Below are 24,607 nucleotides of genomic sequence, written 5' to 3'. Positions count from 1 at the left end.
GGGTGGGCGGCCTCGTCGGGCCGCCCGCGCGGGGACGGCCGGCCCGACGGGACGATCTCAGGTGAGCTTGCTCTTGACGGTGTTCACGACACCGCCGGCCAGGCCCGGGTTGGTGCCGTACAGCCGCGGGTCACCGGGCGGCAGCACCGGTTCCGGGGCGTTCGCGCGCGGGTTGCCGTCGTACCGGAACTCGCCCCTGCCGTCCGGCGCGGGCCCGGACGCCCAACGCCCCGGGGCGGCGTCGGTGCCCGAGGAGAAACCCAGGTAGGTGTAGCCGAACTCGGCGGTGAACTCCGCCGAGTCCGGGAATGCCTCCGGCACCGGCATCTCCTCCAGGCCGTCCTCCTTGAGCTGCTCGATGGCCGCCAGCCACATGTTCTGGTGCATGGTGTCGCGGGCCAGCAGGAAGCGCAGCATCTGCTTGACCCCGGGGTCGTCGGTCATGTTGAACAGCCGGGCGACCTGCAACCGGCCCTGCGCCTCGGCCGTGACGTTGAGCTGGAAGTCGGCCAGGAGGTTGCCGCTGGCGGTGATGTACGCGCCGTTCCAGGGCACCCCGCTGGCGTCGACGGGCAGCGCGCCGCCCCCGCCATGAATGAGGTGCGCCGGGTTCGACGCGGCATAGACCGCCCCGCCGTCGGGGTTGTCCGCGATGGCGTCCGACAGCGCCAGTGGCGCGTTGTCCAGCAGCCGGGTGATCATCGTGACGATCATCTCGACGTGGCCGACCTCCTCGGTGCCGACGTCGAGCAGCAGGTCCTTGTACTTGCCCGGGAGTCGGCAGTTCCAGCCCTGGAAGAGGTACTGGTTGGCCACCGTCATCTCGCCCCACCTGCCGCCCAGCACCTCCTGTAGACGGCGGGCGAACGCGGCGTCCGGAGCGTCCGGCTTCGCCTCGAACTGCAGGTCCTTGACGTGGCTGAACATGCGACCTCCTCGGCCCCGGAGTGCTGGCACCGAGGACGATTCCCATCCCCCTGACCCGGCCGGGCCAACCCGTGTCCCGCGCGGGTCAGCGCAGCGGGCGGACCGCCGGCAGCAGCACCTCCAGCGCCACGCCCCGCGGGCGCAACCGGTGCGCCCGCAACGCTCCCCCGTCCACGGCCACCAGGTGCCGCACGATCCACAGCCCCAGCCCGGACATCCCGACCGCCGGGGCGGTACGGCGCAGCGCCACCAGCAGCCCCTCGTCCACCCGCCCCTCGTCGGTGACCACGATGCTCAGGCCGGGGCCGCGCAGCGCGGCGTAGAGCCCGACGTGCCCACCGGCCGGCCCGTGCCGCAGCGCGTTCTCCACCAGGTTCACCAGCACCTGCCGGGTACGGCCGGCCGGCACCGGCCAGGCGGCCGCCCGTCGGGTGGCACGGACCCGACGCCGGCCCGCCGGCACCAGCGTGGCCGCCTCGCGCAGGAGGCCGGCCAGGGGCACGGTCACCTCCGGTCGGGCGGCCGGCGTCAGCGCGCCGGTGCCGGCCGTCGCGTCGCGCAGCAGGGCCTGCAGGTGGACGGCCTGGTCGCGGGCCAGCGCACTGACCGCCCGCCGGTCCGCGGCGGTCAACGGCTTGTGGTCATCGGCCAGCGCCCGGGTGAGCGAGGTCAGCGCGCTGACCGGGGTACGGAACTCGTGACACAACACCCGCAGCAGCAGGTCGGCGTCGACGGCCGGGGAGGGTGCGCTGCCCGATCCGGGTCCGGTCCGCCGCAATCCTCGCAACAAGCCCTGCCAGCCGTGGCGTGCGCGCATCCATCCGACTCCCCCCGATCGGTGCATACCCGCATGATCGGTACCCGCTGGGGAACGGCCCAGACATGCCGGACGCCCCCAACCTCAGGCTCGCCGTCGTGGACGACCACCCGCTGTTCGTCCGTGGCCTGGAGTTGCTGCTTCCGGTGACCACCGACGGACGCGCCGAGGTGGTCGGCTCGACCGGGGACGCCGCCGCGGCGGCCAGCATGATCAGCCGGTGTCATCCCGACCTCGCGCTGGTCGACCTGCACATGCCACCGCCTGGTGGCGTCCGGGCGGTGGCCGCCATCCGGCGGACCACGCCCCGGGTGCGGGTGGTCGCCATGTCCGGCTCGACCGACCCGACGCCCGCCCTGGAGGCGCTGCGGGCCGGCGCGGAGGGGTTCCTGCCGAAGACCAGCGAACCGGAGGAACTGCTGCCCCCGCTGCTGGCGATCCTCGACGGCTGGGCGGTCCTGCCGGCGGACCTGCTGCGCGCCCTGCTCGGACCCACCCGGGCGGCGGCCGTCGACCTCGACGGCGAGGAGCGTCGCCTGTTGCGGGCGATCGCCGCCGGACGCAGCACCGTCGACATCGCCGAGGAACTGCACGTCTCGGAACGGACGGTGAAACGAATGACCGCCGCGCTGCTGCGCAAGCTGCGGGTGACCAACCGGGCGGAGGCGGCGGCAGTCGCCGGCCACGCCGGCCTGCTCACCGATTGACACCGCACCGACACCTGCGATTACGGCCGGTTCGCTGTTTTGTGCGGCACGCAATCGCGACGCGCCGAAATGAATGAGACGCATATTGTTGCGGATTCCCCGGGTGGTGGGTCAGACTTTGGACACATCCCGCCACACACAGGGAGTAATCGGCAATGGCGAGAAAAGTAATCACGGTGCTGACCGACGACCTCGACGGCGGGAAGGCCGATCGGACGGTCGAGTTCAGTCTCGACGGTGTCGCGTACACCATCGACGTCTCGGACGAGAATGCGGGTGTCCTGCGTAAGGCGCTGGACCCATACATCAATGCGGGCCGGCGGATCGGTCGGGGCCCGGCGGACAACGCACGGACAGTTCGGCGGCCCGGGCGACCCACCGGCGCGGGAATGGACCGCGAACAAAACCGGGCGATCCGGGAATGGGCCGTCAAGAACGGCTACAAGATTTCCGAGCGGGGCCGGATCCCGGTCGAGGTCGTCGAGGCGTACAAGAACCGCTGACACGCAGCACCGCGACGGGGTCCCACCGGTTTCGGTGGGACCCCGTCGCGGTGTGCGCGGCCGGCCACCCGGGTGCTGTCCGCCCGGGTGGCCGGCCGCCGATCAGTTGACGGTGATGCGGATCGAGTCGAACGCCGGGGTCTGGTTCGCCCGCTCCATCATGGGCAGCCGGTGCGAGCCGTCACCGGCCCAGACCGAGCACTGCGCGGTGCCCGACTCCGGCAGACCCGGAATCTGGATGGTCACCTCGTCCGGCTGGGCGCCGCCGCGGCCGTCCTCGGTGGCGACGAAGAACGCCGGCACCTCCTGCGGCTCGGGCGGCGCGGTCAGGCTGTCCAGCATCCGGCAGGCGGTGTGGAAGTGACCCCGGACCAGGCCCTGGTCGTTGAGCAGCGAGCTCTCCACGTAGTAGCCACCCTGGCCGGCGGCCAGGAACCGGTCCCGCACCAGGTTCTTGGTGCTGACCCGCAGGGTGAAGGGCTGGTTGCGGCCGACCTGCTGCGGGAACTGGGTGATCAGCAGCGACGGGTTGTTGGCGGCGGCGCCGACCTCACCGAACTCAGTGCTGACACAGCGGTTGCCGAGCTGGAAACCGTTGTGCGGCTCCAACCTGCTCTCGTCGCAGTTGTTGGCCAGGACGCCGAGGCCCGCGCCGGGAGCGTTGCCGCCGTTGTTCCCACCGTTGTTGCCGCCACCGGTGTTCCCACCGTTGTTGTTGCCACCGCCGGTGTTCCCACCGTTGTTGTTGCCACCGCCGGTGTTTCCGCCATTGTTGCCGCCACCGTTGTTGTTGCCGGTCGGCTGCACCTGGCACTGGGCGAGTTGCGCCAGACCCTGCGGGCGCGGCCCGACCCGGTCGATGGCGGTGGTGATCCGGTCCAGCACCGCCTTACGCTTGTCGGCCAACGGCCGCAGAATCGCGTTGTTGATGAACCCCTGACCCTTGTTGCCCTCGGCGGCGAGCCGGCGGTCGGCCTCGGCGATCTGGCTCTGCAGCTGCGCGAGGTTACGGTCGACCTCGGCGCGCGCCCGCTCCGGCACCTGCGGCAGCTTCGACAGGACATCCGGACAGGCGATGGCCGAGCCGGTGCCGACCGTGCCGTCCTTGCCGTCCTCGCACTCCGCCACCGATTCCTGACCGTCACCCCAGTGGTTGCGCACCCACCGACCGTTCTGCCAGGTACGGCTGGTCGAGGTGCCGCTCGGCGCGGTCGAGCCCGGGCTCGGTTCCACGCATTGCCCGGCGGCGGGCCGCGGCTTGTTCGTCCGCCGGTCCTGGGCCGACGAAATCTGGGTGACGGCGACTACTCCACCGAAGACCACCAGCGTGCCGACAACGGCCAGCAGACGCTTGCTCCGCGCGATGCCGGGTGACCGGCGCGCCCGAGTGGACCTGCGCATCGAATTGCTCTCCTTCTCGATCCGGTAGTGGATTCCTGCCCTCGGCGGACCGACGGATGTGAGATGGCACGCCATGGCGGCGGCCACCGCGACCTACCCGGTAACGTGTCGATGGCCGACGATGCCCTTTCCGCACCGTCGCCCGCGCCCGGTCGACGCGGTTGGGGAGATCCTCTTCATTCGCGCAGGAGTACGGGACGACGGCGGGGAAGGTTCAACCCACGCACAGAAAAATGCTCCGCACCGATCGGATCGGGTGCGGAGCAGCGTCCAGCGACGGACAGTGACCGGTCAGTCCGCGCAGAGGTGATCGAAGGCGAAACCGCCCACCAGCTCGTCACGCCGCCGGCTCAACGCGGCGATCTCGGCGGTGAGGTCCACGCGCGCGAGCAGATCCGGACCGTCCGACCGGGCGGCGCGCAGCCGTTCGCCGATCGCGACGGTGGCGAGGTCCTCGGCGAGCCGGGCCTCGTCGACGCCGCAGGAGAAGCGCTGCGCCGTGATCGACACCCGCTCGACGAGACAGCTGTCCAGTCGCGGCTGGACCCAGCTCCACCCCTGCGCCGGGCCGTCGGTCCAGTGCACGTGCAGCCCGCGCACGATCGGGTCGGCGAGCTGCCCGGCCACGTACGCCTCGACGGCCGCCGCCCGGGCCAACGCGCCGAGGTCGTTCACCGGGCCGGTCCGCCCGTCGGGCAGCCGGCCGAGGATGTCGCGGAAGCCCACCGGTGCGGGCTCGTCGCCGGTGCCGCCCGCCGCGTAGGCGCGCGCGTCGAGCACGTACTCGATCAGGCGCCGGCCGTGCTCGGCGGCCCGCAGCGTCGGCGACCCGATGCGCAGCACGGGCAGGCCGACGGCCGCGCTCACGGCGTCGGTGAGTCGCTCGGCGCGCTGCTCGGCCGAGCCGGGCAGCGGGACCGGCCCGATCGTCACGGCGACCACCGGACGGTGCGTGTCGGCCGCGCAGACCACCAGGTCGAACGCGGTCCGGCTGGCCGAGCCCCACTGGCTGCCGGTGACTCCCGGCGGGCGTCCCTGCACCAGCTCGCTGAGCCGGCGCGGCCCGTACACCCGGTGGCCGGCGCGGCTGAACAGCGCGTCGCGTCCACCATCGGCGGGCAACGCCCGCAGCCAGCCGCGGTCGTCGCTGCTCGTCATCTGCCTGATCCATCCGCCGGTCGGTCGAACCGCGCCGAGTCTAGGCGGTCGGCCACCCGGTCCGGCGGCGCGGCCCGCCCGTCACCGGAGCGCCACGCCCGGGTCCGCTACCGGCAGACCGCCGTGACGACGACCGGCGCCTGCGGCAGGGTCGGCGGGTGGCAGTCCCCGGGTACGGCCGGCCGCCACGCCGCCGCGACGTTGTAATACCAGTCGTCCGGCACGTACGCGGCCCACTGGGACAGGTCGGTGCCGCCGTCCAGGCCACTGGCGAGCGCCACGCCGGGGGATCCCGTCCGGAGCGCGGCCAGCAACTGCAGCATGCCGACCGTCGGATAGCCGAGCGCGGCGCACGCCTGGTCGTCCCAGCGCCAGCACGTCCAGGCCAGCTCCGGGTCGGCGATGGCCCGATCCGGGTACGGGGCCGCGAACAGGTCGTACACCACCGCCTCGGTGCCGAGGGTCTGACCGACGCTCTGCCAGAAGTCGATGGCGTACGCGGCGTCGGGCATCGGCTTGGCGCAGACGGCACGTTCGTCCCGGCAGGCCGCCCCCGGCCCGGTGTAGCGGCCGTGGCTCCAGGCCAGCGCGACGATGGGCGTGATGCCGGCGGCCCTCAACCGTTGCGTGTACGCGACGACTTCCTGCCGGTACGGCTCGCCGCCGTAGCGGGTGTCCACGTACGACAGGCCGAGCCAGCATGCCTCGTTGAGCGGGAGGTACACCGCCTGCACGTCGCGGGCGACGAGCCGGGCCACGGCGGCGGCGTCGACCGGGCCGTCCCAGATGCCGCGCCCCTGCACGCAACGGGCCTCCGCGCCGGTGCGCACGAGCGGCCTCAAGGGTCGGGGCGCCGCCGCGTCGATGACCGGGGAGATGCCCCAGAGTTGGTCGCGGACCACGCTGACGTACGGGGCCTGCCGCTCCTCGCCCGGTGTCAGCACGCGTACCGAGCCGCTTGCGTTGCTGGTCGATGTCGCGCCCTGGTCGTCGTACGCCCGGGCGTACACGCCGTAGAAGCCGGCCGGCCGGTCGCGCCACTGGACGGTGTACGGCGCGGTCGTGTCGGTGCCGAGCGAAATGGTGCCCGACCCGTTGCCCCAGCCGAAGAACTCGACGCGGGTGATCCGCCGGCCGGGCGCGGCCGTGGCGACGGCCTGCACGGTGATGGTGGCCGGGGCGAAGAAATGGTCACCCTCCTCGGGCTTCGTGATCCGCACAGACGGGCGGTTCGGGTCGGGGGTGGGGCTGGGTGAACCGCTCGGCGTCGGACTCGGCGAGGTCGGCGGTGGGGTCGACGGAGGCGGAGGCGCGGGCACGGCGGTGGTGCAGGTGACGCCGTTGAGCGTGAAGTCCTGCGGCTGGTCGGTCCAGACCACCCCGTGCGTCATGACGTACGGGAAGGACACCGTCCGGTCGGCCGGCAGCGTGACACCGGGCAGGTTACGGATCGTGACCTGCCCGCCGTGCTGTTCCCAGCGCACGCCGTCGACGTTCTTGACCTGCTCGGTCGGGTATCGCAGCGGGAACCGCAGCGTCCACTCCGCGAGCGACTGACCGGCACTGTGCACCCTGAGCTCGCCACGCAGGATCGACGGGTGCCGGGTATTGATCACGAGCTGCGCCGCGCACCCACTGGCGGCGGAGGCCGGGAGGACCACGGCGAGAGCGCCCGCGACGGCGACGAGCGCCACGACGGCCAGCGGGATGACCCGATTCCTCATCAACGACCCCCGTCATCGATATTCGTCACTGGGATCGTGGTCCGGCCGACGTCGGACGTCAAGGCCGGACACTGCTCGAAAACCCCATGACCAGCCCTTGGACGACGCACTTATCCGCATGATGTGACCTGAGTCACATATCTTGCGGGTTCCGGGAGGCCCGTCGAGGTGTATCCAGCGAGGTCGCCCGTAGCGCACCGGCTGGGAGGTCAGCACATGTCGCGTCACCAGTTCGGGCCCCTCGCCGCGCGCCGACCGGCTCCCCGCCGCCTCGACAGGTACCGCCCGCGCCCTGCCGCGGCAGGCCGCGACGCGGCGGCCCGGGTCGGGCGGATCGCGGTCGACGCGGCCGGCCGGGTGCCGGGCGTCTGCGACGTCCGCCCGGTCACCGTCCGCCTGGACGACCGGTCCGTGGGCCTCGATCTCGACCTCGTCACCGAGTACGGCCACCGCGTACCCGCTCTGGCCGACGCGGTCCGCCGGGCCGTCGCCGCGCGGGTGTACGCCGACACGGGGCACGCCGTGGCCGCCGTGACGATCACGGTGCGGGATCTCGTGCTGCCCGACTCGGGCCCGGCCACGCCGCGCCCTGCCGCCACGCCCAGGGAGTTGACCATGGCGACCGTCAACCGGGTGGCGTCGGCGCTGCTGGCCGTCACGCTGCTGGTCGGCGGCGTCCTGCTGGCCACGCAGGCCCTGCTGGCCGCGGTGGGTCGCCTGACAACACTGCTCCTGCGCCCCGGCTGGGCCGACACGCTGACCACCACCCGCTGGCACGATCCGGGCGTCCGGACGGCGGCCGGCGTGGCCGTCGGACTGGGCCTCGTCGTCCTGGCCGCGCAACTCCGGCGCTGGACGCCGGTGCGGCTGCGGGTCGACCAGCGTGACGGCTGGCACCTGTACCGGCGGTGCGTGGAACGCCGACTCACCGACGCCGTGGACACCGTTCCCGGCGTCCGGCGGACCCAGGTACGGGTCCGACGTGACGGCGACCGGTGGCGGCCCCGGCTGCGCGCGACCGGCGACCCGGCGGCCCGCGCCGAGGTCGAGTTCGCCGTACGGCAGGAACTGCGCCACCTCGCCGCACCGGGCGCCGACCGCGTCGATCTCCGGCTGCTGCCCCACCGGCGGTCGGCATGACCGACGCCGCGCACCGCCTGCTGTGGACGGTCGTCGGGCTGCTGCTGGTGGCAGGTGGGACAACCGTGCTGACGGTCGACGCCGACCCGGTCCTGCTCGGCGCCGGACTGCGGGAGGCGTGGCGGCTCGCGACACCGTGGAGCACCCTGGCCGCGGCGGTCGCCGGGCTGCTGTGCGCCGTCGCCGGCCAGCGCCTGCTGCACCGGACGGTACGCAGGCCGGAGGGAACCCTGCGGGGCGTGCTGACCCGACCGGGCGTCCGTCCCGGTCGTACCCGCCTGGCCAGCGACGTGCTGGTCCGCGCCCTGGAACGCGATCTGGTCCAGGCAGCGGGCGTGCGCCGGGCCCGGGTCGTGCTCAGCGGCGCGGCACCGCGACCCGACGTCCAGGTCCACCTGGACCTGGCCGGCGACGCCCGCGCCGCGACGGTCCACCCGTATGTGCACGCGGCCGTGCGCCGGTTCGCCAGGACGGCCGACTGCCGGCCGGCGCACCTCGACGTGACGGCCTGGATCGAGCCGGACCGGCCCTGAACCGGGCGTGCGCGGGTCAGCGCGACGCGCGACGGCCGGCCACGACGCTCGACGAGATGGAGACCGCCAGGGTCAGCACCACCACGGCGAGGGTCAACCACACCGGCAGCTTGCCCACGGGCGTCTCGGCCAGGATCAGCTTCACCCCCGCGAACGCGAGCAGCAGCGCCAGTCCGAAGCGCAGGTGACCGAAGTGCCGCAGCAGACCGGCGAGGCAGAAGTAGAGGCTCCGCAACCCGAGCACGGCGAACGCGGTGGCCGTCCAGACCAGGAACGTGGTGGTGGTGATGGCGAGGATCGCCGCCACCGAGTCGACGGCGAAGACCACGTCGGTGGCCTCGATGGCGATCAGCGCCACCAGCAGCAGGGTCGCCACGCGTCGCCCGCCGACCCGGGCGGTGAAGCGGTCCCCGTGGTACCGGGCGTCCGTCGGCACCACCCGGCGGAACAGCCGCACCGCCAGGTTGCGCTTTGGGTCGACGTCCGGCTTGCCGCGTACGGCCAACCGCCAGCCGGTCCACACCAGGAACCCGCCGAGCACGAACCCGGCCCAGGTGAGCCGGGCCAACAGCTCCGCTCCGGCGAGGATGAACAACAGCCGGAAGGTCAGCGCCCCGACGACGCCCCAGAACAGCACCTTGTGCTGATAGCCCGGTGGCACCCGGAAATAGCCGAAGAGCAGGGCGAAGACGAACACGTTGTCGACCGAGAGCGCCTTCTCCAGCAGATAGCCGGAGAAGTACGCGATGGCCGGGTCGCCACCCAACCCCCACCAGACGACCAACCCGAACAGCAGGCCCGCGCCGACCCAGACCCCGCTCCAGAGCAGCGCCTCGCGCAGCTCGATGACGTGGTTGTCACGGTGGGCCACCACGTCGACCGTGAGCAGCAGGGCGAGCAGACCGCCGATCGCCGCCCACGCCCACGGCGGCACCGCGACCGTCGCCTCCGCCACCGGTGCCCCCCGCATCGACCACGGCGCACCGCCCGCTGTCGGCCGGCCGGCGCTCCCCGAGCCTATGCGAACGACGCACCGGCCGTCGGCGCTCCGGCGAAGCGCACCCGCCGGTCAGGGCCCCGGTCGCGGGCCAGACCGGCAGGGCGGCCGGGCCGCTCAGGCGACGGGCATGAACTGGCCCGGATCGGCGGCCGTGTCGTCGGCCTCGTAGGCGATCGCGTTGATCACCTGCACGACGCCGCTGACCTGGCCGGCCAGCCGACCGGCCAGGTCGACGGCGGAGCGGCGGTCCAGCCGGCCGGCCAGCGTGACCGCACCGTGCCGGACCTCCACCGTCACCAGGCCGTCCCGCACGGCCAGTACCCGGCGCAGCACCTCCTGGACCACGTCCTCGCGGATCTCGGCATCCGAACGCAGGTGCACCCGCAGCAGGTCGGCGCGGCTCACGATGCCGATCAGCCGGCCCAGGTCGTCCAGCACCGGCAGCCGCTTGACCTGCTCGTGGTCCATCAGCCGCGCGGCGGCGGGAAGCGTCGCGTCCGGCCCGGTGGTCACCGCGGGCGCCGTCATCAGGTCGCCGGCCAGCAACGCCTCGCTCTTGCCCCGGGCGCCACGGCGACGACGGCTCTCGAAGATCCGCCGTTGCGCCGGCTCGCCGGCACGCTCGATCCGGTGCAGCAGGTCCGCCTCGGACACCACACCCAGCACCCGGCGGAACCCGTCGATCACCGGAACGGCGCTGACGCCACGGCGCAGCAGCACGTCGACGATCTCCCGGTACGGCGTCGCGGCCGTCACGGTCACGACCTCCCGGGTCATCACGTCACCCACCTGCCAGGTCCTCATCACGGCCTCCCTCTCGTGCCTGCACTCCCGACGCTACGGCCGGACGGCGGCCGTGCTCAGGGTCCGTCGGCCGGGCCAACTGGGGTCCAAGGTCCCGGGCCGGTGCGGTCCGGTCGACCCTGCTGCCGGGCCGCCCACCGGGCGTCCAATGGAGATGCCACCGGGAAGCGCGGTGCGAGGCTGAGAAGGGACGTGGACACCATGACCGCGACGATCGAGCGGACCACCGCCGAGACCACCGCTCCGGCGGCCGGCACCACCCGGGAGAGGGCCGCCCGGTACGTCCTGGCGGGCACCCGGCTGGCGCTCGGCTGGATCTTCCTCTGGGCTTTCCTCGACAAGCTGTTCGGCCTCGGCCACGAGACCGAGTCGAAGAACGCCTGGATCAACGGGGGCAGCCCCACCAAGGGCTTCCTCACCTTCGGGGTCGCCGGCCCGTTCAAGGACGTGTACACGAACATCGCCGGCGCCGCCTGGGCGGACTGGCTGTTCATGGCCGGCCTCGCCGGGATCGGCATCGCGCTGCTGCTCGGTGTCGGGATGCGGGTCGCGGCCGTCACCGGCGGGCTGCTGCTGGTCCTCATGTGGACCGCCGTCCTGCCTCCGGAGAACAACCTCTTCATGGACGACCACCTGATCTACGCCGCGGTGCTCGCCGTCCTGGCGCTGCTCAACGCCGGTGACACCCTGGGCCTCGGGAAGGTGTGGGCGAGGCTGCCGATCGTCCGGCAGGCGCCCTGGCTGCGGTGAACATCCCCGCGTGGCGGGCGTCACCTCCGGGTGACGCCCGCCACCGTCGTGTGCGCCGGGTTCGGGGTGTGCCGCCATCGGTCACCGGCGATCCGGCAGGATCGACGGTGACCGCAGACATCACCACGACACGGCAGGAGATCCCGCATGAACCAGGCAGCAGGCGCCCGATCGGGCAAGCCCGAGGTGGGTCCGATCGAGGGTGCGCCGCCGGCCGACCTCGTGATCGAGGACATCACCGTGGGCGACGGCCCGCAGGCCGAGCCCGGCCAACTGGTGAGCGTCCACTACGTCGGCGTGTCGCACTCTACCGGCGGCGAGTTCGACTCGTCCTGGAACCGGGGCGAGGCGTTCGAGTTTCCGCTCGGCGGCGGTCAGGTCATCGCCGGCTGGGACCGGGGCGTGGCCGGGATGCGCGTCGGCGGCCGTCGTCGTCTCACCATCCCGCCGCACCTGGGCTACGGCGACCGCGGCGCCGCCGGCGTCATCAAGCCGGGCGAGACGCTGATCTTCATCGTCGACCTGCTCGGCGTGCGCTGATCGACAGGGACAGGGGCCGTCCGGCGCGACGCGGGACGGCCCCTGTCCCTGTCTGAGTCGACGTCCGGACACCCTCTTCGGACGGACCGCCCGGTCGGGTCAGGCCGCCAGCACCAGGTCACCGGCCGCGGCCGGCGGACGGCGGACACCGGCGACCAGATCGGCGGGCGCCCCACGGCGGGCGGCCTCGACGACCCGGGCCGGCTCGAGGATCGGCATCACCCGGTGCAGGCCGGTGGCGCGCAACACGCGGGCCACCACCGGCGTCGGGTCGACCACCACCAGCTCGCCGCCCCGCGCCCGGACGCGCAGATGCGCCGCCAGCAGGGCCCGCACCCCGGCGGCCGAGAGCAGCCGCAGCCCGGACAGCTCGAGCTGGACCACCGGGCGCACCGGCACGGACCACAACGCGGACCGGAACGCGGCCACCGTGGCGATGTCGACCTCGCCGGCCACCCGCACCTGGACCACCTGGTCACCCACGCTGACCTGCACGTCGATCCGGTCGCTGCGCTCTCCCATGCCCTGAAATCTAGCCGCCACCACCGACAGTTTCGCCCGTCCGGGGAGTGATTCCGGGTACGTCCAGGGTCATCCCCCAGGGTTCCCCCCATCCGCCTGAAGGCGCAGGCCAGGGCCCTCGGGGTCGGCCGAACGGCCGGTGGCGTGCCGCACGGGCACGCCGCACATCGGCGTTGGAGAATGAGCCGATGGTGATCCCCCGACCCCGGCCGCCCCGGCTGATCCGGCCGGTCCGCGAAACGGCCACCGTCCCGCCTCCGCTGCGCGGCGTGTGGGCGGCCACCGACCGCCGCCTCGACCAGGTCGACCTCCTGCCCCTGCCCGAGGGAGCCGTCGGGCCCGAGGACGTGCTCGTCGACCCGACCGGTCGGGTCGTCAGCGGCGACGAGGACGGCAACCTCTGGTGGTGGCCGGTGGACGCGCCGGCCGGCACCCGGGGACGGCTGCTGGCCGAGACCGGCGGCCGGCCGCTCGGCATCGAGCTGGACCCGGCCGGGGAGGCTCTGGTGGTCTGCGACGCGTACCGGGGGTTGCTGCGGGTCACGCCGGACGGGGCGGTCCGCGAGCTGACCGGAACGGCGCCGCCCGTGCACCTGGCGAACAACGCGACCGTGGCCCGCGACGGCACCGTCTTCTTCACCGACTCGTCGGACCGGTTTCCGGTCTCGCACTGGAAACGGGACCTGCTGGAGCACCGCCCCAACGGTCGCGTGCTGGCCCACCACCCGGGCAGTGGGCGTACCGAGGTGGTGGCCGAGGCGCTGTACTTCCCGAACGGGATCGCGCTGACGCCCGACGAGTCGGCGCTGATGCTGGTGGAGACCACCACCCACCGGCTGCTCCGCGTCGAGCTGGGCGGCGGGGTGCGGGTACTCGCCGACCTGCCCGCGTACCCGGACAATCTCTGCGCCGTGGGCGACGGGACGTACTGGATCGCCCTGCCCAGCCCCCGCGTGCCGATCGCCGAACGGCTGCTGCCGCACCCGCGGCTGCGCCAGCTCGCCGCGCTGCTGCCCGACGCCCTGCAGCCGCAGCCACGCCGCTACGGGCTGGTCGCGCTGGTCGACGGCGAGGGCACGGTCCGTCGTACGCTGCACGGCCCGACCGGGCGCTACTCGATGATCACCGGGGTACGACAGCACGGCGACCAGCTCTGGCTGGGCAGCCTGACCGGGTCCGGCGTGGCCCGCGTACCCCTGGGGTGAAAAGGTCGGGCGTTCGGGCCGCGCCCTCTGCGACGCCCGACCCCGACGCGGGCGGGTGGGCCCGCCCCCGGGCGCGGGCAGGCCGGCCCACCGGGTGGGGTGGACCGGCCTGCGAGGACGTGTCAGCGACCGCTCACCGAGGGCGCCGGGGCGGGTGACCCGCCGGCGACCGCGCCCGGGTGCGCCGGGGCGACCGGCGCGGGCTTGAGCCCCGGCGGCACCGGGAGCGCGCTGCCCTTGACGAACTCGTCCCAGCTCACGTTCCACGCCGTCCAGCCGTTGCCGGGCTGCAACTCGACCTCGGTGCCCTTGACGGTGACCAGGTCGCCGACCTGGGTCACCCCCATCAGCCAGTCCGCGGCCGTGGCGGAGACGTTCGCGCAGCCGTGCGAGGTGTTGGTGTAGCCCTGCTCGCCCTCCGACCAGGGGGCCGAGTGGATGAACTCGCCGCCCCAGGTGAGCCGCTGGGCGTCGTCGACGTCGACCACGTAGCCGCCGTTCGGCTCACCCCGGGTGTCGAAGGTGGTCCGCTCGTGCTTCTCCATGATCACCATCTTGCCGCTGGAACTCGGCGTGCTCGGCTTGCCCAGGCTGACCGGGATGCGGCGGATCAGCTTGCCGTCGCGCAGCACCGACATCTGCTTCGTGGCGTTGTCGATCTCCAACGAGACCTGCTTGCCGATCTTCGACGTCGCGGTCCGCTCGGCGTCCCCCACCAGGTTCTTGCCGATCGGCAGGCCCTGGAGGCCGGCCCGGACGCTGACAGTCGTCCCCGGACGCCAGAAATCAGGCGCCCGGTAATAGACCTGACTTCCGTCGTCCAGCCACGACCAGGTGCCCGGCTGCGGCGGATTCGTCTTCACGAACAATCGACGTTGCACATCCGCCCTGGCCTCTTTCGGAATTGCCGGGTCGAACGCGACGGTCACCGGCATGGCGGTGCCGTACGTCCGGTTGCCGACGAAATAGAGCGTGCTGGTGACCTGCGGTTTCGTGGACGCGGCCATGGTGGTGAACGTGGTGGTCCGGGTCGTCGTCGCGCCCGAGTCGCCGGTCGCCGTCACCTCCGCGGTGTACGTACGCCGAGGTTGCAGCGGCGCGCTCGGCACCCAACCCGAGCCGTCCTCGCGCGGCTCCGCCTTGACCTGCGCGCCCTTGTCATCGGTGAGTCGGACGGCGGTGACCCGTCCACCCTTGACCACCGTGCCGACCTCGGCGCTGACCGGTACGTCGCGGGTCTTGTCGCCCGGTGTGACGGTGAGTTCCGGCGGGGCGGCGTGTCCCTTCGCCGGCCCGGCCGCCGAGTCCCGGCCGACGGTGCACCCGCCCAGCACGAGCGGTGCGGCTGCGATAGTTACCGCCAACAGCGTCAATCGCCGCCTAGACGTCATGTTCAGTCCCCCCGTTTTCGGCTTCCCTCGGTCACATTCTGGTCGCCTCGACAGGAGCATTCAGGCATTCGGAGATAATCGCGCGCGCATTTATCGACACATTTTCCCGCACTGCGCCGGTTGTCGAAAAAGCGCACCACTGCCGGCTGTGCGCACCCTCCGCCCGTCCGCATGCCCGCCGACCCGCAACGTCCGGTCCGACCCCGACGCCACCTATCGCCCCCGATCGCACGACTCCCACAGCAGGCACAAGAGCCCGGCAGGCCGAGCGGGGCTGGGCGGCAGGGCGGGCGGGGCTGGGCGGGCGGCAGGGCTGGGCGGGGGGGCGGGCAAGATCCGCGCAACTTCCCCGATGTTGCTGCCTCCGCAGCGCGGGACACAGCAACATCCCCGAAGTTGCGCAGATCTTGACGAGCCCGCCCCGGGCGCACGGAACAAGCCGGACAAAACGCGAGCCCCCGCCCCGCCCGACCCCCTCCCCCGTCGATCTTGCACTTTCGGTCGCCGATAAGGGCGGAATGCCCCGGTATGTCGGCGCAGAAAGTGCAAGATCGGCACGGCGGGTGGGGTGTGGGACTCACGCGCCCGCACCTGGTGGGTGGACTTTTGTCAGGTGGAGCGAAACTTCTGCTGATCGCGAGGGAGCTTTGCCTTTGTCCGGAGTCAAGGGTAGGGTCGCGTTCCAGATAGAGGGTTGCCCATTCGTCGATCAGCCTGCCTGCCGCCCTTGCCGGGGTCGGCCGCGGTCCACCCGCCGGGTCACCGACCGCGCATAACGCGTCAACCTCACCGTCCCGCCGGAGCACGCCTCCGGCCGGTTCGGCGCGCCCCGGTCCGGACGGCCGGTTGACCGCTGCCGACGGCACGCCATCCGTCAGGAAGGAACCACCACCATGGATCACCAGGCCAACCGCTCGGAGCCGACCGTGACCTCCGAGCCGGTCAGCCGGCGCGGACTGCTCCGTGCCGCGACAGTCTCCGCCGCCGCCGTCGGCGCCGCCGGGATTCTCGCCGGCCCGGCCAGCGCGGCGCCCGCCGGTGACACCGCCGCCGCGGGCCAGTCCCACGGGCGGCGTCGGGTGCCGGTGGACCGCATCAGCATCCAGCTCTACACCCTGCGCGACCAGCTCACCGCCGACCTGCCGGGCACCCTCGCCGCCCTGCGTCGCATCGGCTACCGGCGGGTGGAGCACGCCGGCTTCGTCGGACGTACGGCCGCGGAGTTCCGCGCCGCACTCGACGCCGCCGGGCTGCGCGCCACCTCCGGGCACACCGGCATCCCGCAACCGTTCGATGCCGCCACCTGGGAACGCGCCCTCGCCGACGCCAACACGCTGGGCTGCAAGAAGATCGTCCACCCGTACTTCGGTCGGGACGCCGAGGGCCGCCCGTACCGGGACCCGGCCATCTACCGTGCCCTGGCCCGCGACCTCAACCAGGCCGGCCGGCTCGCCGAGCGGGCCGGCCTCGACTTCGGCTATCACAACCACCAGCTGGAATTCGTGCCGCTGACCGACGGCTCGACCGGCTTCGAGATCCTCACCAGCCAGACCGACCCCCGGCTGGTCCACTTCGAACTGGACCTGTACTGGACCTGGCGTGGCGCGCACGACCCGGTCGACGTGATCCGGGAGAACCGGGGACGGATCCGTCAGGTGCACGTCAAGGACCTGGACGTCGAGGGTGGCTTCGCCGACCTCGGCGACGGTGTCATCGACTTCGGCCGCATCTTCGCCCACGAGCGGGAGGCGGGCATCGAGGAGTACATCGTGGAGCGCGACGACGCGGGCACCTCGCCGCGGCTGCCCGCCGACGCCCTCGACACCGCCCGGGTCGGCTTCGACTACCTCGCCGCACTCCGGTACTGAGCATCATGAAGGGCTACCAGATGAACCGGACCGCACTCGCGTCCGCCCTGCTGCTGGTGACCGCCGGGCTGGCCGCGCCGACGACGGCGACCGCCGCGCCGGCCCCGCCACCGGACAGCAGCTTCCAGAAGGTGACGCTCAACGACTTCCCGGGCGAGCCGATGAGCCTCGCCGTCCTGCCCGACCTGCGGGTGCTGCACACCTCCCGGACCGGCGAGGTCCGCATCCACGACCCCCGTACCGGGCTGAACACCCTCGCCGCCGACATCGACGTGTACCAGCACGACGAGGAGGGGTTGCAGGGCATCGCCATCGACCCGAACTTCGCCCAGAACAAGTGGGTGTACCTCTACTACTCCCCGCCCCTGGACACCCCCGTGGACGACCCGGCCACGCCGGACGTCAACGAGGGGGACGCCCCGCTGGTCGGCACCGAGGCGGACTGGCAGCGGTTCCGGGGCGCGCTGCGGCTGTCCCGCTTCAAGCTGGAGGGGATGAAGCTCAACCTCGCCAGCGAGCAGCAGATCATCGACGTGCCGACCGACCGGGGCATCTGCTGCCACGTCGGCGGCCAGATCGACTTCGACAGCAAGGGCAACCTGTACCTGTCGACAGGTGACGACACCAACCCGTTCGCCTCCGACGGCTACGTCCCGATCGACGAGCGGGCCGACCGCAACCCGGCGTACGACGCGCAGCGCACCGCGGCCAACACCAACGACCTGCGCGGCAAGCTGCTGCGCATCAAGGTGAAGCCCGGCGGCGGTTACACGGTGCCGGCCGGGAACCTGTTCAAGCCGGGCACGGCGAAGACCCGGCCGGAGATCTACGCGATGGGGCTGCGTAACGCGTTCCGGTTCGTGGTCGACAGGCGTACCGACAACGTGTACCTGGGCGACTACTCCCCCGACGCGTCCACGGCCAACCCGGAGCGCGGGCCGGCCGGGCACGGTCGGTGGATGGTGGTCGACAAGCCGGCGAACTACGGCTGGCCGTACTGCGTGACGCCGACGATCGCCTACCGCGACTACGACTTCGCCACCGGCGAGTCCGGTCCGAAGTTCAACTGCAAGCGCCCGGTGAACGACTCACCGCACAACACCGGCAAGCGGCAACTGCCGCCGGTCGAGGCCCCGCAGGTCTGGTACGCGGCCGCCGCCTCGGCCGAGTTCCCGCAGCTCGGCACCGGCGGCATCGCCCCGATGGGTGGCCCGGCGTACGACTACGACGGGACCAGCACGTCGCGTACCCGGTGGCCGGCCTACTACGACGGGGTGCCGCTGTTCTACGAGTGGAGCCGCGACTACATCAAGGAGTTCCGCCTCGACACCGACGGCGACGTCACGGACATCCGGCCGGTGGCGCCGTCGATCGTGGTGGACAACCCGATGGACATGGAGTTCGGCCCGGACGGCGCGCTCTACGTGCTGGAGTACGGCGACGGGTACTTCGCCGAGAACCCGGACGCCCAGCTCTCGCGGATCGACTTCGTGCGCGGCAACCGGACGCCGATCCCGAAGATCAGTGGTACCCCGACGGTCGGGCAGGCCCCGCTGACCGTGGCGTTCTCCAGCGCCGGTACCACCGACCCGGACGGTGACAAGCTGAGCTACGCGTGGGACTTCGACGCGGACGGCTCGGTGGACAGCACCGAGGCGAACCCGTCGTGGACGTTCCAGGAGAACGGCTCGTACACGCCGACGTTGAAGGTGACCGACCGCACCGGACGGTCGGCGGCGGCGACCCTGCCGCTGCTGATCGGGCCGACCGCGCCGGTCGTCGAGTTCGTCGCCCCGGTGGCCGGGCAGCCCTTCCAGTTCGGCCAGACGGTGGCGTACGAGGTCAAGGTCACCGACGACCTGCCGGTGGACTGCTCCCGGGTGAAGGTCACCTACGTGCTCGGCCACGACGAGCACGGGCACCCGCTCTCCACGGCGACCGGGTGCTCCGGCACCATCCCGACCTTCGTGGACGGCGGGCACAGCGGTGCCGACAACCTGACCGCCGTCTTCGTCGCGGAGTACACCGACGCGCCGACGGAGCCCGGTGTGCCGCCGCAGACCGCCTCGGCGACGGTCGTGCTCGATCCGACCCCGGTGGCCGGCCTGGCCGGCTGACGGGCCCACCACACCAGCGGCGGCGACCGGAGAACGTTCCGGTCGCCGCCGCCTCGGCGTTCATTCCCAGTCGCTGTCGACGTGGTTGTCGCGCCACCGTCCACCCACCGGAGGGGTGTCCAGGCACATCCCGTCCTCGGCGTTGCCGGCCAGGTCGTTGTCCTCGACCCGGCAGTCCACGCAGCTTCCCCGCCCGGTGATCCACAGCCCGTGGGTCTGGGTCCGATCGTCGTGGTTGTCCCAGATCCGGTTACCACGGATGGTGGCCGAGTCGAACGCCGCGTCGATGGTGATGCCGGCCCGCCGCTCGGGCGCGGCGGACAGCTCGTACCCGCAGCCCGGAGGCGGGATGTCCCCACTCCACGCGCTGATGCCGTCGGGACGCACCGGGGCGAGGGTCAGTTCGTCACCGGTGTTCGCGGCGACCATGGCCACGGCCCGCCCCACCCGCAGGACCTTGCCCCGGTGACCGTCGTGCGGCCAGTTCGCGGACCGGTCCACCACCGACCGTTCGGAGTAGCGGACGGTCTCGCCGCTGCCGCTGGCGGCCTCCGCGTACTGCCGTCCGTTGTTACGGATCCGGTTGTTGAGCAGCACCGCGTCGGTCATCTGGTGGTCGATCCGGATGGCGTCCAGCCCGTTGCCCCAGAAGTCGTTGCTCTCGATCACGACGTCCCGCACCGGGCCCTGGTAGCCCCGGCCGAGGTCGTGCGCGTGGTAGCCGTGCTGACCGTTGCCGCTGATCCGGTTCCCCCGGATGGTGTACGGGCCCGGGGTGTTGCCGACGCTGACCCCGTCGCGGATGTTGCCGTCGATGACGCAGTCGGCGACCAGCCCGCCGCGCCCGGCCACCCCGGCGGTGCCCATGGCGGAGATGTCGAAGCCGGCCTCCAGGTTGCCGACCATGGTGCAGGCGGAGACGATCAGACCGTCGGCGCCCCAGTCGGAGATGCCGAACCGGTTGCCCTGACTGTGGCAGCCGACGATGCGGTAGCCGCGCGGTGGCGTCCAGTAGTCCTTCTGCAGTTCGAGGAAGATGCCGTTGGTGCCGTTGGCCAGGGTGGTGCAGTTCGCGATGGTCAGGCGCTCGACCGCGCCCCACCCGCCGATGCCCACGCCGATCCCGGCGCCGCCGATCTGCTCGCCGTTGTCCAGCCGGCCGCAGCCGACCACCACCACGCCGTCGATCAGGGAGTCCTGGAGGAAGTCGCAGCCCAGCCCGGTGGCGGCGGTGTGGTGGATGTAGAGGTTACGGAACACGCCGCGCACGACGTACTGCAGACCGAGGCCCTTGGCGAGGTAGCTGTACTCGGCCATCGCGACGCCGGAGCCGTCGATCTGGAAGTCGGCGAAGGTGCAGTCGGCGATGTGGCGGTCCCGGTCCGCGCCGTGCTGCACGGTGGTCCAGAAGGCCAGCGGGGTCGGGTCGGCGCGGTTGCCCTCGTTGCTGAGCATGAACCGGGTCGCCGCCGGGCCGGCGCCGACCAGGGAGACGCCGCTGCGCCACACCGTTCCGGCGTCCCGGATCGAGTAGATGCCCGGCGGGCAGTAGATGACGCGGGCCCGGCCGTCCGAGGCGTACCCCTCCCCGAGGCGGTCCACGAGGGCGGCCAGGGCCGGCTGGTCGTTGGTCGCGCCGTCACCGGTCAGGCCGTACTCCCGGGCGTCGCAGTAGAGCGGCGCGCCGGCCGCGGCGGGCCGCCGAACCCGGATCGAGTTGAGTAGCAGCTCGTTCGCCACGCCCACCTGTCGGCTCCCTTCGACGCGTCCGGCGCGTACCGGCGGGGCCGACTTCCCGGTGACACCGCCGGGAAACCCCGGGGCACGCGCCGAGCCCCGACGCCGCGCGGGCGACGCCGGGGCTCGGCGGGTACGCGTCAGACGGCGGCGATCAGCAGCGCCGGCCGCTCCACGCAGTCGGCGACGTGCCGCAGGAAGCCGCCGGCCACCCCGCCGTCGCAGACCCGGTGGTCGAACGTGAGGCTCAACTGGGTGACCTTGCGGACGGCCAACTGCCCGTCGACCACCCACGGCTTGTCCACGATCCGCCCCACCCCGAGCAGCGCCGCCTCGGGGTGGTTGATGATCGGCGTGGAGCCGTCCACGCCGAACACCCCGTAGTTGTTCAGGGTGAAGGTGCCGCCGGTGAGCCGGGCCGGCGCGAGCGTACCGGCCCGCGCCGCCGCGGTGGTCTCGGCCAGCGCGGCGGCCAGTTCGGCGGTGCTGAGCCGCTGGGCGTCCCGCAGCACCGGCACCAGCAGGCCCCGGTCGGTCTGCGCGGCGATCCCCAGGTGCACGCCGGCGGACTGGACGATCCGCTGGCCCTCGGTGTCCACGCGGGCGTTGAGCTGCGGGTACCGGCGCAGGCCGCTGAGGCAGATCCGGGCCAGCAGGGCCAGGATGCTCACCGGGGCGTCGGGCGTCGCCGCGTTGATCGCCGCCCGGGTCTCCAGCAGCCCGGTGGCGTCCACGTCGACCCAGATGGTCACCTCGGGGATCTCCCGCCGGCTGCGGGAGAGCTTGTCGGCGATGGCCTTGCGGACGCCGGTGAGCGGAACGATCACGTCGCCGTCCCCGGCCGGGGCCAGGGCGACGTGCGGGTCGGGCACGGCGGCGAGCCGGGCGGTGGGCGCGGTGAGCGCGGCCTCCACGTCGGCGCGACGGATCACGCCGCCGGGCCCGGTGCCCCGCACGGTGGCGAGGTCGACGCCGCGCTCGCGGGCCAACCGGCGCACGATCGGCGAGATGACCAGGGCGGACGACGAGCTGCCGCCGGCGTGGGACGCTGGCCCGGTCCCGGTCGGCGTGCCCGCGTCGGACCGGGCAACGCCGGCCGATCCGGGCGCGACCCGGGTGGCACCCTGCGCCGCCCCGGCGTCGGCCGGGTCGACGACGGTCGCGGCGGCGTCCCGCGCAGCGGAGTCGGTCGGCTCGGGGGCGAGGGCCAGCCGGGGTCGACGTCGACGCCGGGTGGCGCCGCCGTGGCCGGTGCCGTACCCGATCAGGACGTTGCCGGAGCCGGCCCGCTCCTCCTCGCGGTAGGTGGCGTGCCCGGGGGGCTCGTCGCCGCCGTCCAGCGGCGCGATGGTGATCAACGGCTGGCCGACCGGGCGGACCTCGCCGGCCGCGCCGTGCAGGGCCACCACCCGTCCGGCGTACGGACAGGGCACGTCGACGACCGCCTTGGCGGTCTCCACCTCGACCACGCTCTGGTCCACCTCGACGACGTCACCGACGGCGACCCGCCACTCGACGATCTCGGCCTCGCTCAGCCCCTCGCCCAGGTCGGGCAGGAGGAAGACCTGGGTCCGCTCGACGGTGGTCATGCCGCCGCCCAACGCGCATCCGGCTGGTCGTCCCACTGGAGGCGGGCGACCGCGTCCAGGACGCGGTCCACGCCGGGCAGGTGGGTGTGCTCCAGCATCGGCGCCGGGTACGGGATGTCCAGCCCGGCGACGCGCAGCACCGGGGCGTGCAGCGCGTGGAAGCAGCGCTCCTGCACCCGGGCGGCGATCTCCGCGCCGACACCCGCGAAGCCGGGGGCCTCCTGGATGACCACGCACCGGCCGGTCCGGCGGACCGACGCGGTGATGGTGGCGTCGTCGAACGGCACGATGGTGCGCACGTCGACGACCTCCAGGTCCCAGCCCTCCTCGCGGGCGGCCTCGGCGGCCTCCAGGGCGACCGGTACCGCCGGCCCGTACGCCACGAGGGTGGCGTCGCGGCCGGGCCGGCGCACGACGGCCCGGCCGAACGGCGCGGTCCGCGTCGGCAGGTCCGCGTCGGCGCTGGCGAAGTAGAGCTTCTTCGGCTCCATGAAGACCACCGGGTCGGGGTCGTCGATCGCCTCGCGCAGCAGGGAGTACGCGTCGTCGACGGTCGCCGGGGTGACCACCTTGAGGCCCGGGGTGTGCGCGTAGTACGCCTCGGACGAGTCGCAGTGGTGCTCCACGCCGCCGATCCCGCCCGCGTACGGCACCCGGATGACGATCGGCACGCTGAGCGCGCCCCGGGTGCGGTTGCGCAGCTTCGCCACGTGCGAGGCGATCTGCTCGAACGCCGGGTACGCGAACGCGTCGAACTGCATCTCGACGACCGGCCGCAGCCCGGACATGGCCAGGCCGACGGCGAAGCCGACGATGCCGGCCTCGGCCAGGGGCGTGTCGAAGCAGCGGTCCTCGCCGAAGCGGGCCTGCAGGCCGTCGGTGATCCGGAAGACGCCGCCGAGCTGGCCGACGTCCTCACCGAAGACGACGACCTTGTCGTCGGCGGCGAGCGCGTCGGCGAGGGCGGTGTTGAGGGCCTTCGCCATGGTGGTGGCCATCAGGCGTCACCCTCCTCGTCGCGGGCGGCGGCCAGCTCGGCACGGACCTGCTCGCGCTGCTCGACGAGCTGCGGGGTGGGCTCGGCGTAGACGTGCTCGAACAGGCTCAGCGGGTCGACCGTGGGCTGGCTGTTCATCCGGGTCCGCAGGTCCGCCGCGTACGCCTCGGCCTGCTCGGCGATCTCGGCGACCGCCGCGTCGTCGAGCACCCCACGGGCGCGCAGGTACGTCTCGAGGCGGGCGACCGGGTCCCGGTCGCGCCAGGCGTCGACCTCGGCGCCGTCGCGGTAGCGGCTGGCGTCGTCGGCGTTGGTGTGCGGTTCCATCCGGTAGGTGTGTGCCTCCACCAGGAACGGCCCGTTGCCGGCGCGGGCGTGCGCGACCGCGCGGGTGAGCACGGCGAGCACCGCCACCGGGTCGTTGCCGTCGACCTGCTCGCTGGGTACGCCGTAGCCGACGCCCTTGTACGCCAGCGACGGCGCGGCGGTCTGCCGGGACAGCGGGACGCTGATGGCGTACCTGTTGTTCTGCACGAAGTAGACGACCGGCGCTTTGAACACGGCGGCGAAGTTGACGCCCTCGTGGAAGTCGCCCTCGCTGGTCGCGCCGTCGCCGATGAAGGCCAGCGCCACGGTGTCGCGGCCCTGGTACGCCTCGCCGTGGGCGAGGCCGGCGGCGTGCACGCACTGGGTCGCGAGCGGGGTGCACTGCGGCGCGGTGCGTACCTCGGTCGGGTCGTAGCCGCAGTGCCAGTCGCCGCGCAGCAGGGTGAGTACCTCGACCGGATCGATGCCCCGGGCAACCAGCGCCATCGATTCCCGGTAGGTGGGGAACACCCAGTCGGTGTCCCGGACGGCGAGGGTGGCGGCCACCTGGCACGCCTCCTGGCCCCGGGACGACGGGTAGACGGCGAGGCGGCCCTGCTTGGTCAGCGCGGTCGCCTGGGTGTCGAACCGGCGGCCGAGCACCATCCGGCGGTACAGCTCGCGCAGCGCCTCGACGGGCGGCTCCGGGTAGTCGGTGCGGGCCGGCAACGGGGTGCCGGTCTCGTCGAGCAGGCGGACCGGGTCGGCGGCCGGCAGCAGCGGACGCGCCGGGTCGGGCGGGGTGACCGTCCGACGGGCGCGCGGGGATGCCCTGCGGACCGCCTGGGGTGTGGTCGTCACGGCGGGACCT

At 72.9% G+C, this 24,607-nt stretch carries 22 protein-coding genes; 9 read left to right on the top strand and 13 right to left on the bottom strand.

Annotated elements, in window-relative coordinates:
• Positions 1-57: 57 nt before the first annotated feature.
• Both ACN263_RS13900 and ACN263_RS13895 read right to left on the bottom strand, forming a co-directional pair.
• Entirely contained in the window at positions 58-927 is an 870-nt protein-coding gene (locus ACN263_RS13900; protein WP_422740222.1) for a manganese catalase family protein, read from the bottom strand.
• 85 nt (positions 928-1,012) lie between these two features.
• Positions 1,013-1,744, bottom strand: coding sequence for a sensor histidine kinase (locus ACN263_RS13895; RefSeq protein WP_422740221.1), 732 nt, complete (start codon positions 1,742-1,744; stop codon positions 1,013-1,015).
• Positions 1,745-1,842: 98 nt separating this feature from the next.
• Between ACN263_RS13895 and ACN263_RS13890 the strand changes: the two genes are divergently transcribed.
• Entirely contained in the window at positions 1,843-2,451 is a 609-nt protein-coding gene (locus ACN263_RS13890) for a response regulator (protein ID WP_422740220.1), read from the top strand.
• Between the two features lie 155 nt (positions 2,452-2,606).
• A complete protein-coding gene (locus ACN263_RS13885) occupies positions 2,607-2,954 on the top strand; it encodes a histone-like nucleoid-structuring protein Lsr2 (RefSeq protein WP_422740219.1) in 348 nt (115 codons plus the stop codon).
• Between the two features lie 102 nt (positions 2,955-3,056).
• Here ACN263_RS13885 and ACN263_RS13880 read toward each other — a convergent pair whose 3' ends face one another.
• The 3 genes from ACN263_RS13880 to ACN263_RS13870 form a co-directional block, all read right to left on the bottom strand.
• Positions 3,057-4,355 (bottom strand): hypothetical protein, encoded by a 1,299-nt coding sequence (locus ACN263_RS13880; protein WP_422740218.1) that lies wholly within the window; start codon positions 4,353-4,355, stop codon positions 3,057-3,059.
• Between the two features lie 291 nt (positions 4,356-4,646).
• On the bottom strand, positions 4,647-5,513 hold the full coding sequence (locus ACN263_RS13875; RefSeq protein ID WP_422740217.1) for a hypothetical protein: 867 nt from the start codon (positions 5,511-5,513) through the stop codon (positions 4,647-4,649).
• 107 nt (positions 5,514-5,620) lie between these two features.
• A complete protein-coding gene (locus ACN263_RS13870; RefSeq protein WP_422740216.1) occupies positions 5,621-7,237 on the bottom strand; it encodes an Ig-like domain-containing protein in 1,617 nt (538 codons plus the stop codon).
• A 216-nt stretch (positions 7,238-7,453) separates the two neighbouring features.
• Between ACN263_RS13870 and ACN263_RS13865 the strand changes: the two genes are divergently transcribed.
• Positions 7,454-8,377, top strand: coding sequence for an Asp23/Gls24 family envelope stress response protein (locus tag ACN263_RS13865; protein WP_422740215.1), 924 nt, complete (start codon positions 7,454-7,456; stop codon positions 8,375-8,377).
• Complete coding sequence (locus ACN263_RS13860) at positions 8,374-8,910, top strand: hypothetical protein (protein ID WP_422740214.1); 537 nt, start codon at positions 8,374-8,376, stop codon at positions 8,908-8,910. The genes ACN263_RS13865 and ACN263_RS13860 overlap by 4 nt, the downstream gene beginning before the upstream one ends.
• A gap of 16 nt (positions 8,911-8,926) precedes the next feature.
• Here the strand turns inward: ACN263_RS13860 and ACN263_RS13855 are convergent, their stop codons facing one another.
• Positions 8,927-9,880, bottom strand: a complete 954-nt coding sequence (locus tag ACN263_RS13855) for a TerC family protein (RefSeq protein ID WP_422740213.1) — start codon at positions 9,878-9,880, stop codon at positions 8,927-8,929.
• Positions 9,881-10,024: 144 nt separating this feature from the next.
• Positions 10,025-10,714 (bottom strand): CBS domain-containing protein, encoded by a 690-nt coding sequence (locus tag ACN263_RS13850; protein WP_422740212.1) that lies wholly within the window; start codon positions 10,712-10,714, stop codon positions 10,025-10,027.
• A gap of 192 nt (positions 10,715-10,906) precedes the next feature.
• Here ACN263_RS13850 and ACN263_RS13845 point away from each other — a divergent pair, with 192 nt between their 5' ends.
• Complete coding sequence (locus ACN263_RS13845; RefSeq protein WP_422740211.1) at positions 10,907-11,464, top strand: hypothetical protein; 558 nt, start codon at positions 10,907-10,909, stop codon at positions 11,462-11,464.
• A 147-nt stretch (positions 11,465-11,611) separates the two neighbouring features.
• The gene (locus tag ACN263_RS13840; RefSeq protein ID WP_422740209.1) at positions 11,612-12,004 is read left to right on the top strand and encodes an FKBP-type peptidyl-prolyl cis-trans isomerase; all 393 of its coding nucleotides are present in this window, start codon (positions 11,612-11,614) and stop codon (positions 12,002-12,004) included.
• A gap of 99 nt (positions 12,005-12,103) precedes the next feature.
• Here ACN263_RS13840 and ACN263_RS13835 read toward each other — a convergent pair whose 3' ends face one another.
• Positions 12,104-12,526 (bottom strand): STAS domain-containing protein, encoded by a 423-nt coding sequence (locus ACN263_RS13835; protein WP_422740208.1) that lies wholly within the window; start codon positions 12,524-12,526, stop codon positions 12,104-12,106.
• 188 nt (positions 12,527-12,714) lie between these two features.
• On the opposite strand from ACN263_RS13835, the gene ACN263_RS13830 reads away from it, so the two are divergent.
• Complete coding sequence (locus ACN263_RS13830; RefSeq protein WP_422740207.1) at positions 12,715-13,731, top strand: SMP-30/gluconolactonase/LRE family protein; 1,017 nt, start codon at positions 12,715-12,717, stop codon at positions 13,729-13,731.
• A 122-nt stretch (positions 13,732-13,853) separates the two neighbouring features.
• Here ACN263_RS13830 and ACN263_RS13825 read toward each other — a convergent pair whose 3' ends face one another.
• Positions 13,854-15,122: an Ig-like domain-containing protein gene (locus ACN263_RS13825; RefSeq protein WP_422740206.1), complete on the bottom strand. Its 1,269-nt coding sequence runs from the start codon at positions 15,120-15,122 to the stop codon at positions 13,854-13,856.
• An 893-nt stretch (positions 15,123-16,015) separates the two neighbouring features.
• On the opposite strand from ACN263_RS13825, the gene ACN263_RS13820 reads away from it, so the two are divergent.
• Both ACN263_RS13820 and ACN263_RS13815 read left to right on the top strand, forming a co-directional pair.
• Positions 16,016-16,990: a sugar phosphate isomerase/epimerase family protein gene (locus tag ACN263_RS13820; RefSeq protein ID WP_422740205.1), complete on the top strand. Its 975-nt coding sequence runs from the start codon at positions 16,016-16,018 to the stop codon at positions 16,988-16,990.
• Positions 16,991-17,010: 20 nt separating this feature from the next.
• A complete protein-coding gene (locus ACN263_RS13815) occupies positions 17,011-19,107 on the top strand; it encodes a PQQ-dependent sugar dehydrogenase (protein WP_422740204.1) in 2,097 nt (698 codons plus the stop codon).
• 60 nt (positions 19,108-19,167) lie between these two features.
• On the opposite strand, the gene ACN263_RS13810 is transcribed toward ACN263_RS13815, so the two are convergent.
• The 4 genes from ACN263_RS13810 to pdhA all read right to left on the bottom strand — a co-directional run bounded on the left by ACN263_RS13810 (position 19,168) and on the right by pdhA (position 24,597).
• Positions 19,168-20,847: a right-handed parallel beta-helix repeat-containing protein gene (locus tag ACN263_RS13810; RefSeq protein WP_422740705.1), complete on the bottom strand. Its 1,680-nt coding sequence runs from the start codon at positions 20,845-20,847 to the stop codon at positions 19,168-19,170.
• 137 nt (positions 20,848-20,984) lie between these two features.
• Positions 20,985-22,433: a dihydrolipoamide acetyltransferase family protein gene (locus ACN263_RS13805; protein WP_422740203.1), complete on the bottom strand. Its 1,449-nt coding sequence runs from the start codon at positions 22,431-22,433 to the stop codon at positions 20,985-20,987.
• Positions 22,430-23,434, bottom strand: coding sequence for an alpha-ketoacid dehydrogenase subunit beta (locus tag ACN263_RS13800; RefSeq protein ID WP_422740704.1), 1,005 nt, complete (start codon positions 23,432-23,434; stop codon positions 22,430-22,432). Before ACN263_RS13800 ends, ACN263_RS13805 begins: the two co-directional genes overlap by 4 nt.
• On the bottom strand, positions 23,431-24,597 hold the full coding sequence (pdhA, locus tag ACN263_RS13795) for a pyruvate dehydrogenase (acetyl-transferring) E1 component subunit alpha (protein ID WP_422740202.1): 1,167 nt from the start codon (positions 24,595-24,597) through the stop codon (positions 23,431-23,433). The genes ACN263_RS13800 and pdhA overlap by 4 nt, the downstream gene beginning before the upstream one ends.
• Between the last annotated feature and the right edge of the window lie 10 nt (positions 24,598-24,607).

Origin of the sequence: Micromonospora sp. WMMD729 (assembly GCF_049315225.1) — a bacterium.
In the GTDB taxonomy this organism is placed as follows: domain Bacteria; phylum Actinomycetota; class Actinomycetes; order Mycobacteriales; family Micromonosporaceae; genus Micromonospora.
The sequence above is the reverse complement of the archived record's forward strand: the minus strand, read 5'-3'. Positions and strand labels throughout refer to the sequence as shown.

Bases quoted from the DNA above. Each gene is read 5' to 3' on its own strand.
- ACN263_RS13815 (WP_422740204.1), top strand. From the start codon at position 17,011: ATGAACCGGACCGCACTCGCGTCCGCCCTGCTGCTGGTGACCGCCGGG.
- ACN263_RS13830 (WP_422740207.1), top strand. From the start codon at position 12,715: ATGGTGATCCCCCGACCCCGGCCGCCCCGGCTGATCCGGCCGGTCCGC.
- ACN263_RS13850 (WP_422740212.1), bottom strand. From the start codon at position 10,714: ATGAGGACCTGGCAGGTGGGTGACGTGATGACCCGGGAGGTCGTGACC.
- ACN263_RS13805 (WP_422740203.1), bottom strand. From the start codon at position 22,433: ATGACCACCGTCGAGCGGACCCAGGTCTTCCTCCTGCCCGACCTGGGC.
- ACN263_RS13820 (WP_422740205.1), top strand. From the start codon at position 16,016: ATGGATCACCAGGCCAACCGCTCGGAGCCGACCGTGACCTCCGAGCCG.
- ACN263_RS13900 (WP_422740222.1), bottom strand. From the start codon at position 927: ATGTTCAGCCACGTCAAGGACCTGCAGTTCGAGGCGAAGCCGGACGCT.
- ACN263_RS13885 (WP_422740219.1), top strand. From the start codon at position 2,607: ATGGCGAGAAAAGTAATCACGGTGCTGACCGACGACCTCGACGGCGGG.
- ACN263_RS13840 (WP_422740209.1), top strand. From the start codon at position 11,612: ATGAACCAGGCAGCAGGCGCCCGATCGGGCAAGCCCGAGGTGGGTCCG.
- ACN263_RS13875 (WP_422740217.1), bottom strand. From the start codon at position 5,513: ATGACGAGCAGCGACGACCGCGGCTGGCTGCGGGCGTTGCCCGCCGAT.
- ACN263_RS13895 (WP_422740221.1), bottom strand. From the start codon at position 1,744: ATGCGCGCACGCCACGGCTGGCAGGGCTTGTTGCGAGGATTGCGGCGG.
- ACN263_RS13855 (WP_422740213.1), bottom strand. From the start codon at position 9,880: ATGCGGGGGGCACCGGTGGCGGAGGCGACGGTCGCGGTGCCGCCGTGG.
- ACN263_RS13835 (WP_422740208.1), bottom strand. From the start codon at position 12,526: ATGGGAGAGCGCAGCGACCGGATCGACGTGCAGGTCAGCGTGGGTGAC.
- ACN263_RS13860 (WP_422740214.1), top strand. From the start codon at position 8,374: ATGACCGACGCCGCGCACCGCCTGCTGTGGACGGTCGTCGGGCTGCTG.
- ACN263_RS13870 (WP_422740216.1), bottom strand. From the start codon at position 7,237: ATGAGGAATCGGGTCATCCCGCTGGCCGTCGTGGCGCTCGTCGCCGTC.
- ACN263_RS13865 (WP_422740215.1), top strand. From the start codon at position 7,454: ATGTCGCGTCACCAGTTCGGGCCCCTCGCCGCGCGCCGACCGGCTCCC.
- ACN263_RS13825 (WP_422740206.1), bottom strand. From the start codon at position 15,122: ATGACGTCTAGGCGGCGATTGACGCTGTTGGCGGTAACTATCGCAGCC.
- ACN263_RS13880 (WP_422740218.1), bottom strand. From the start codon at position 4,355: ATGCGCAGGTCCACTCGGGCGCGCCGGTCACCCGGCATCGCGCGGAGC.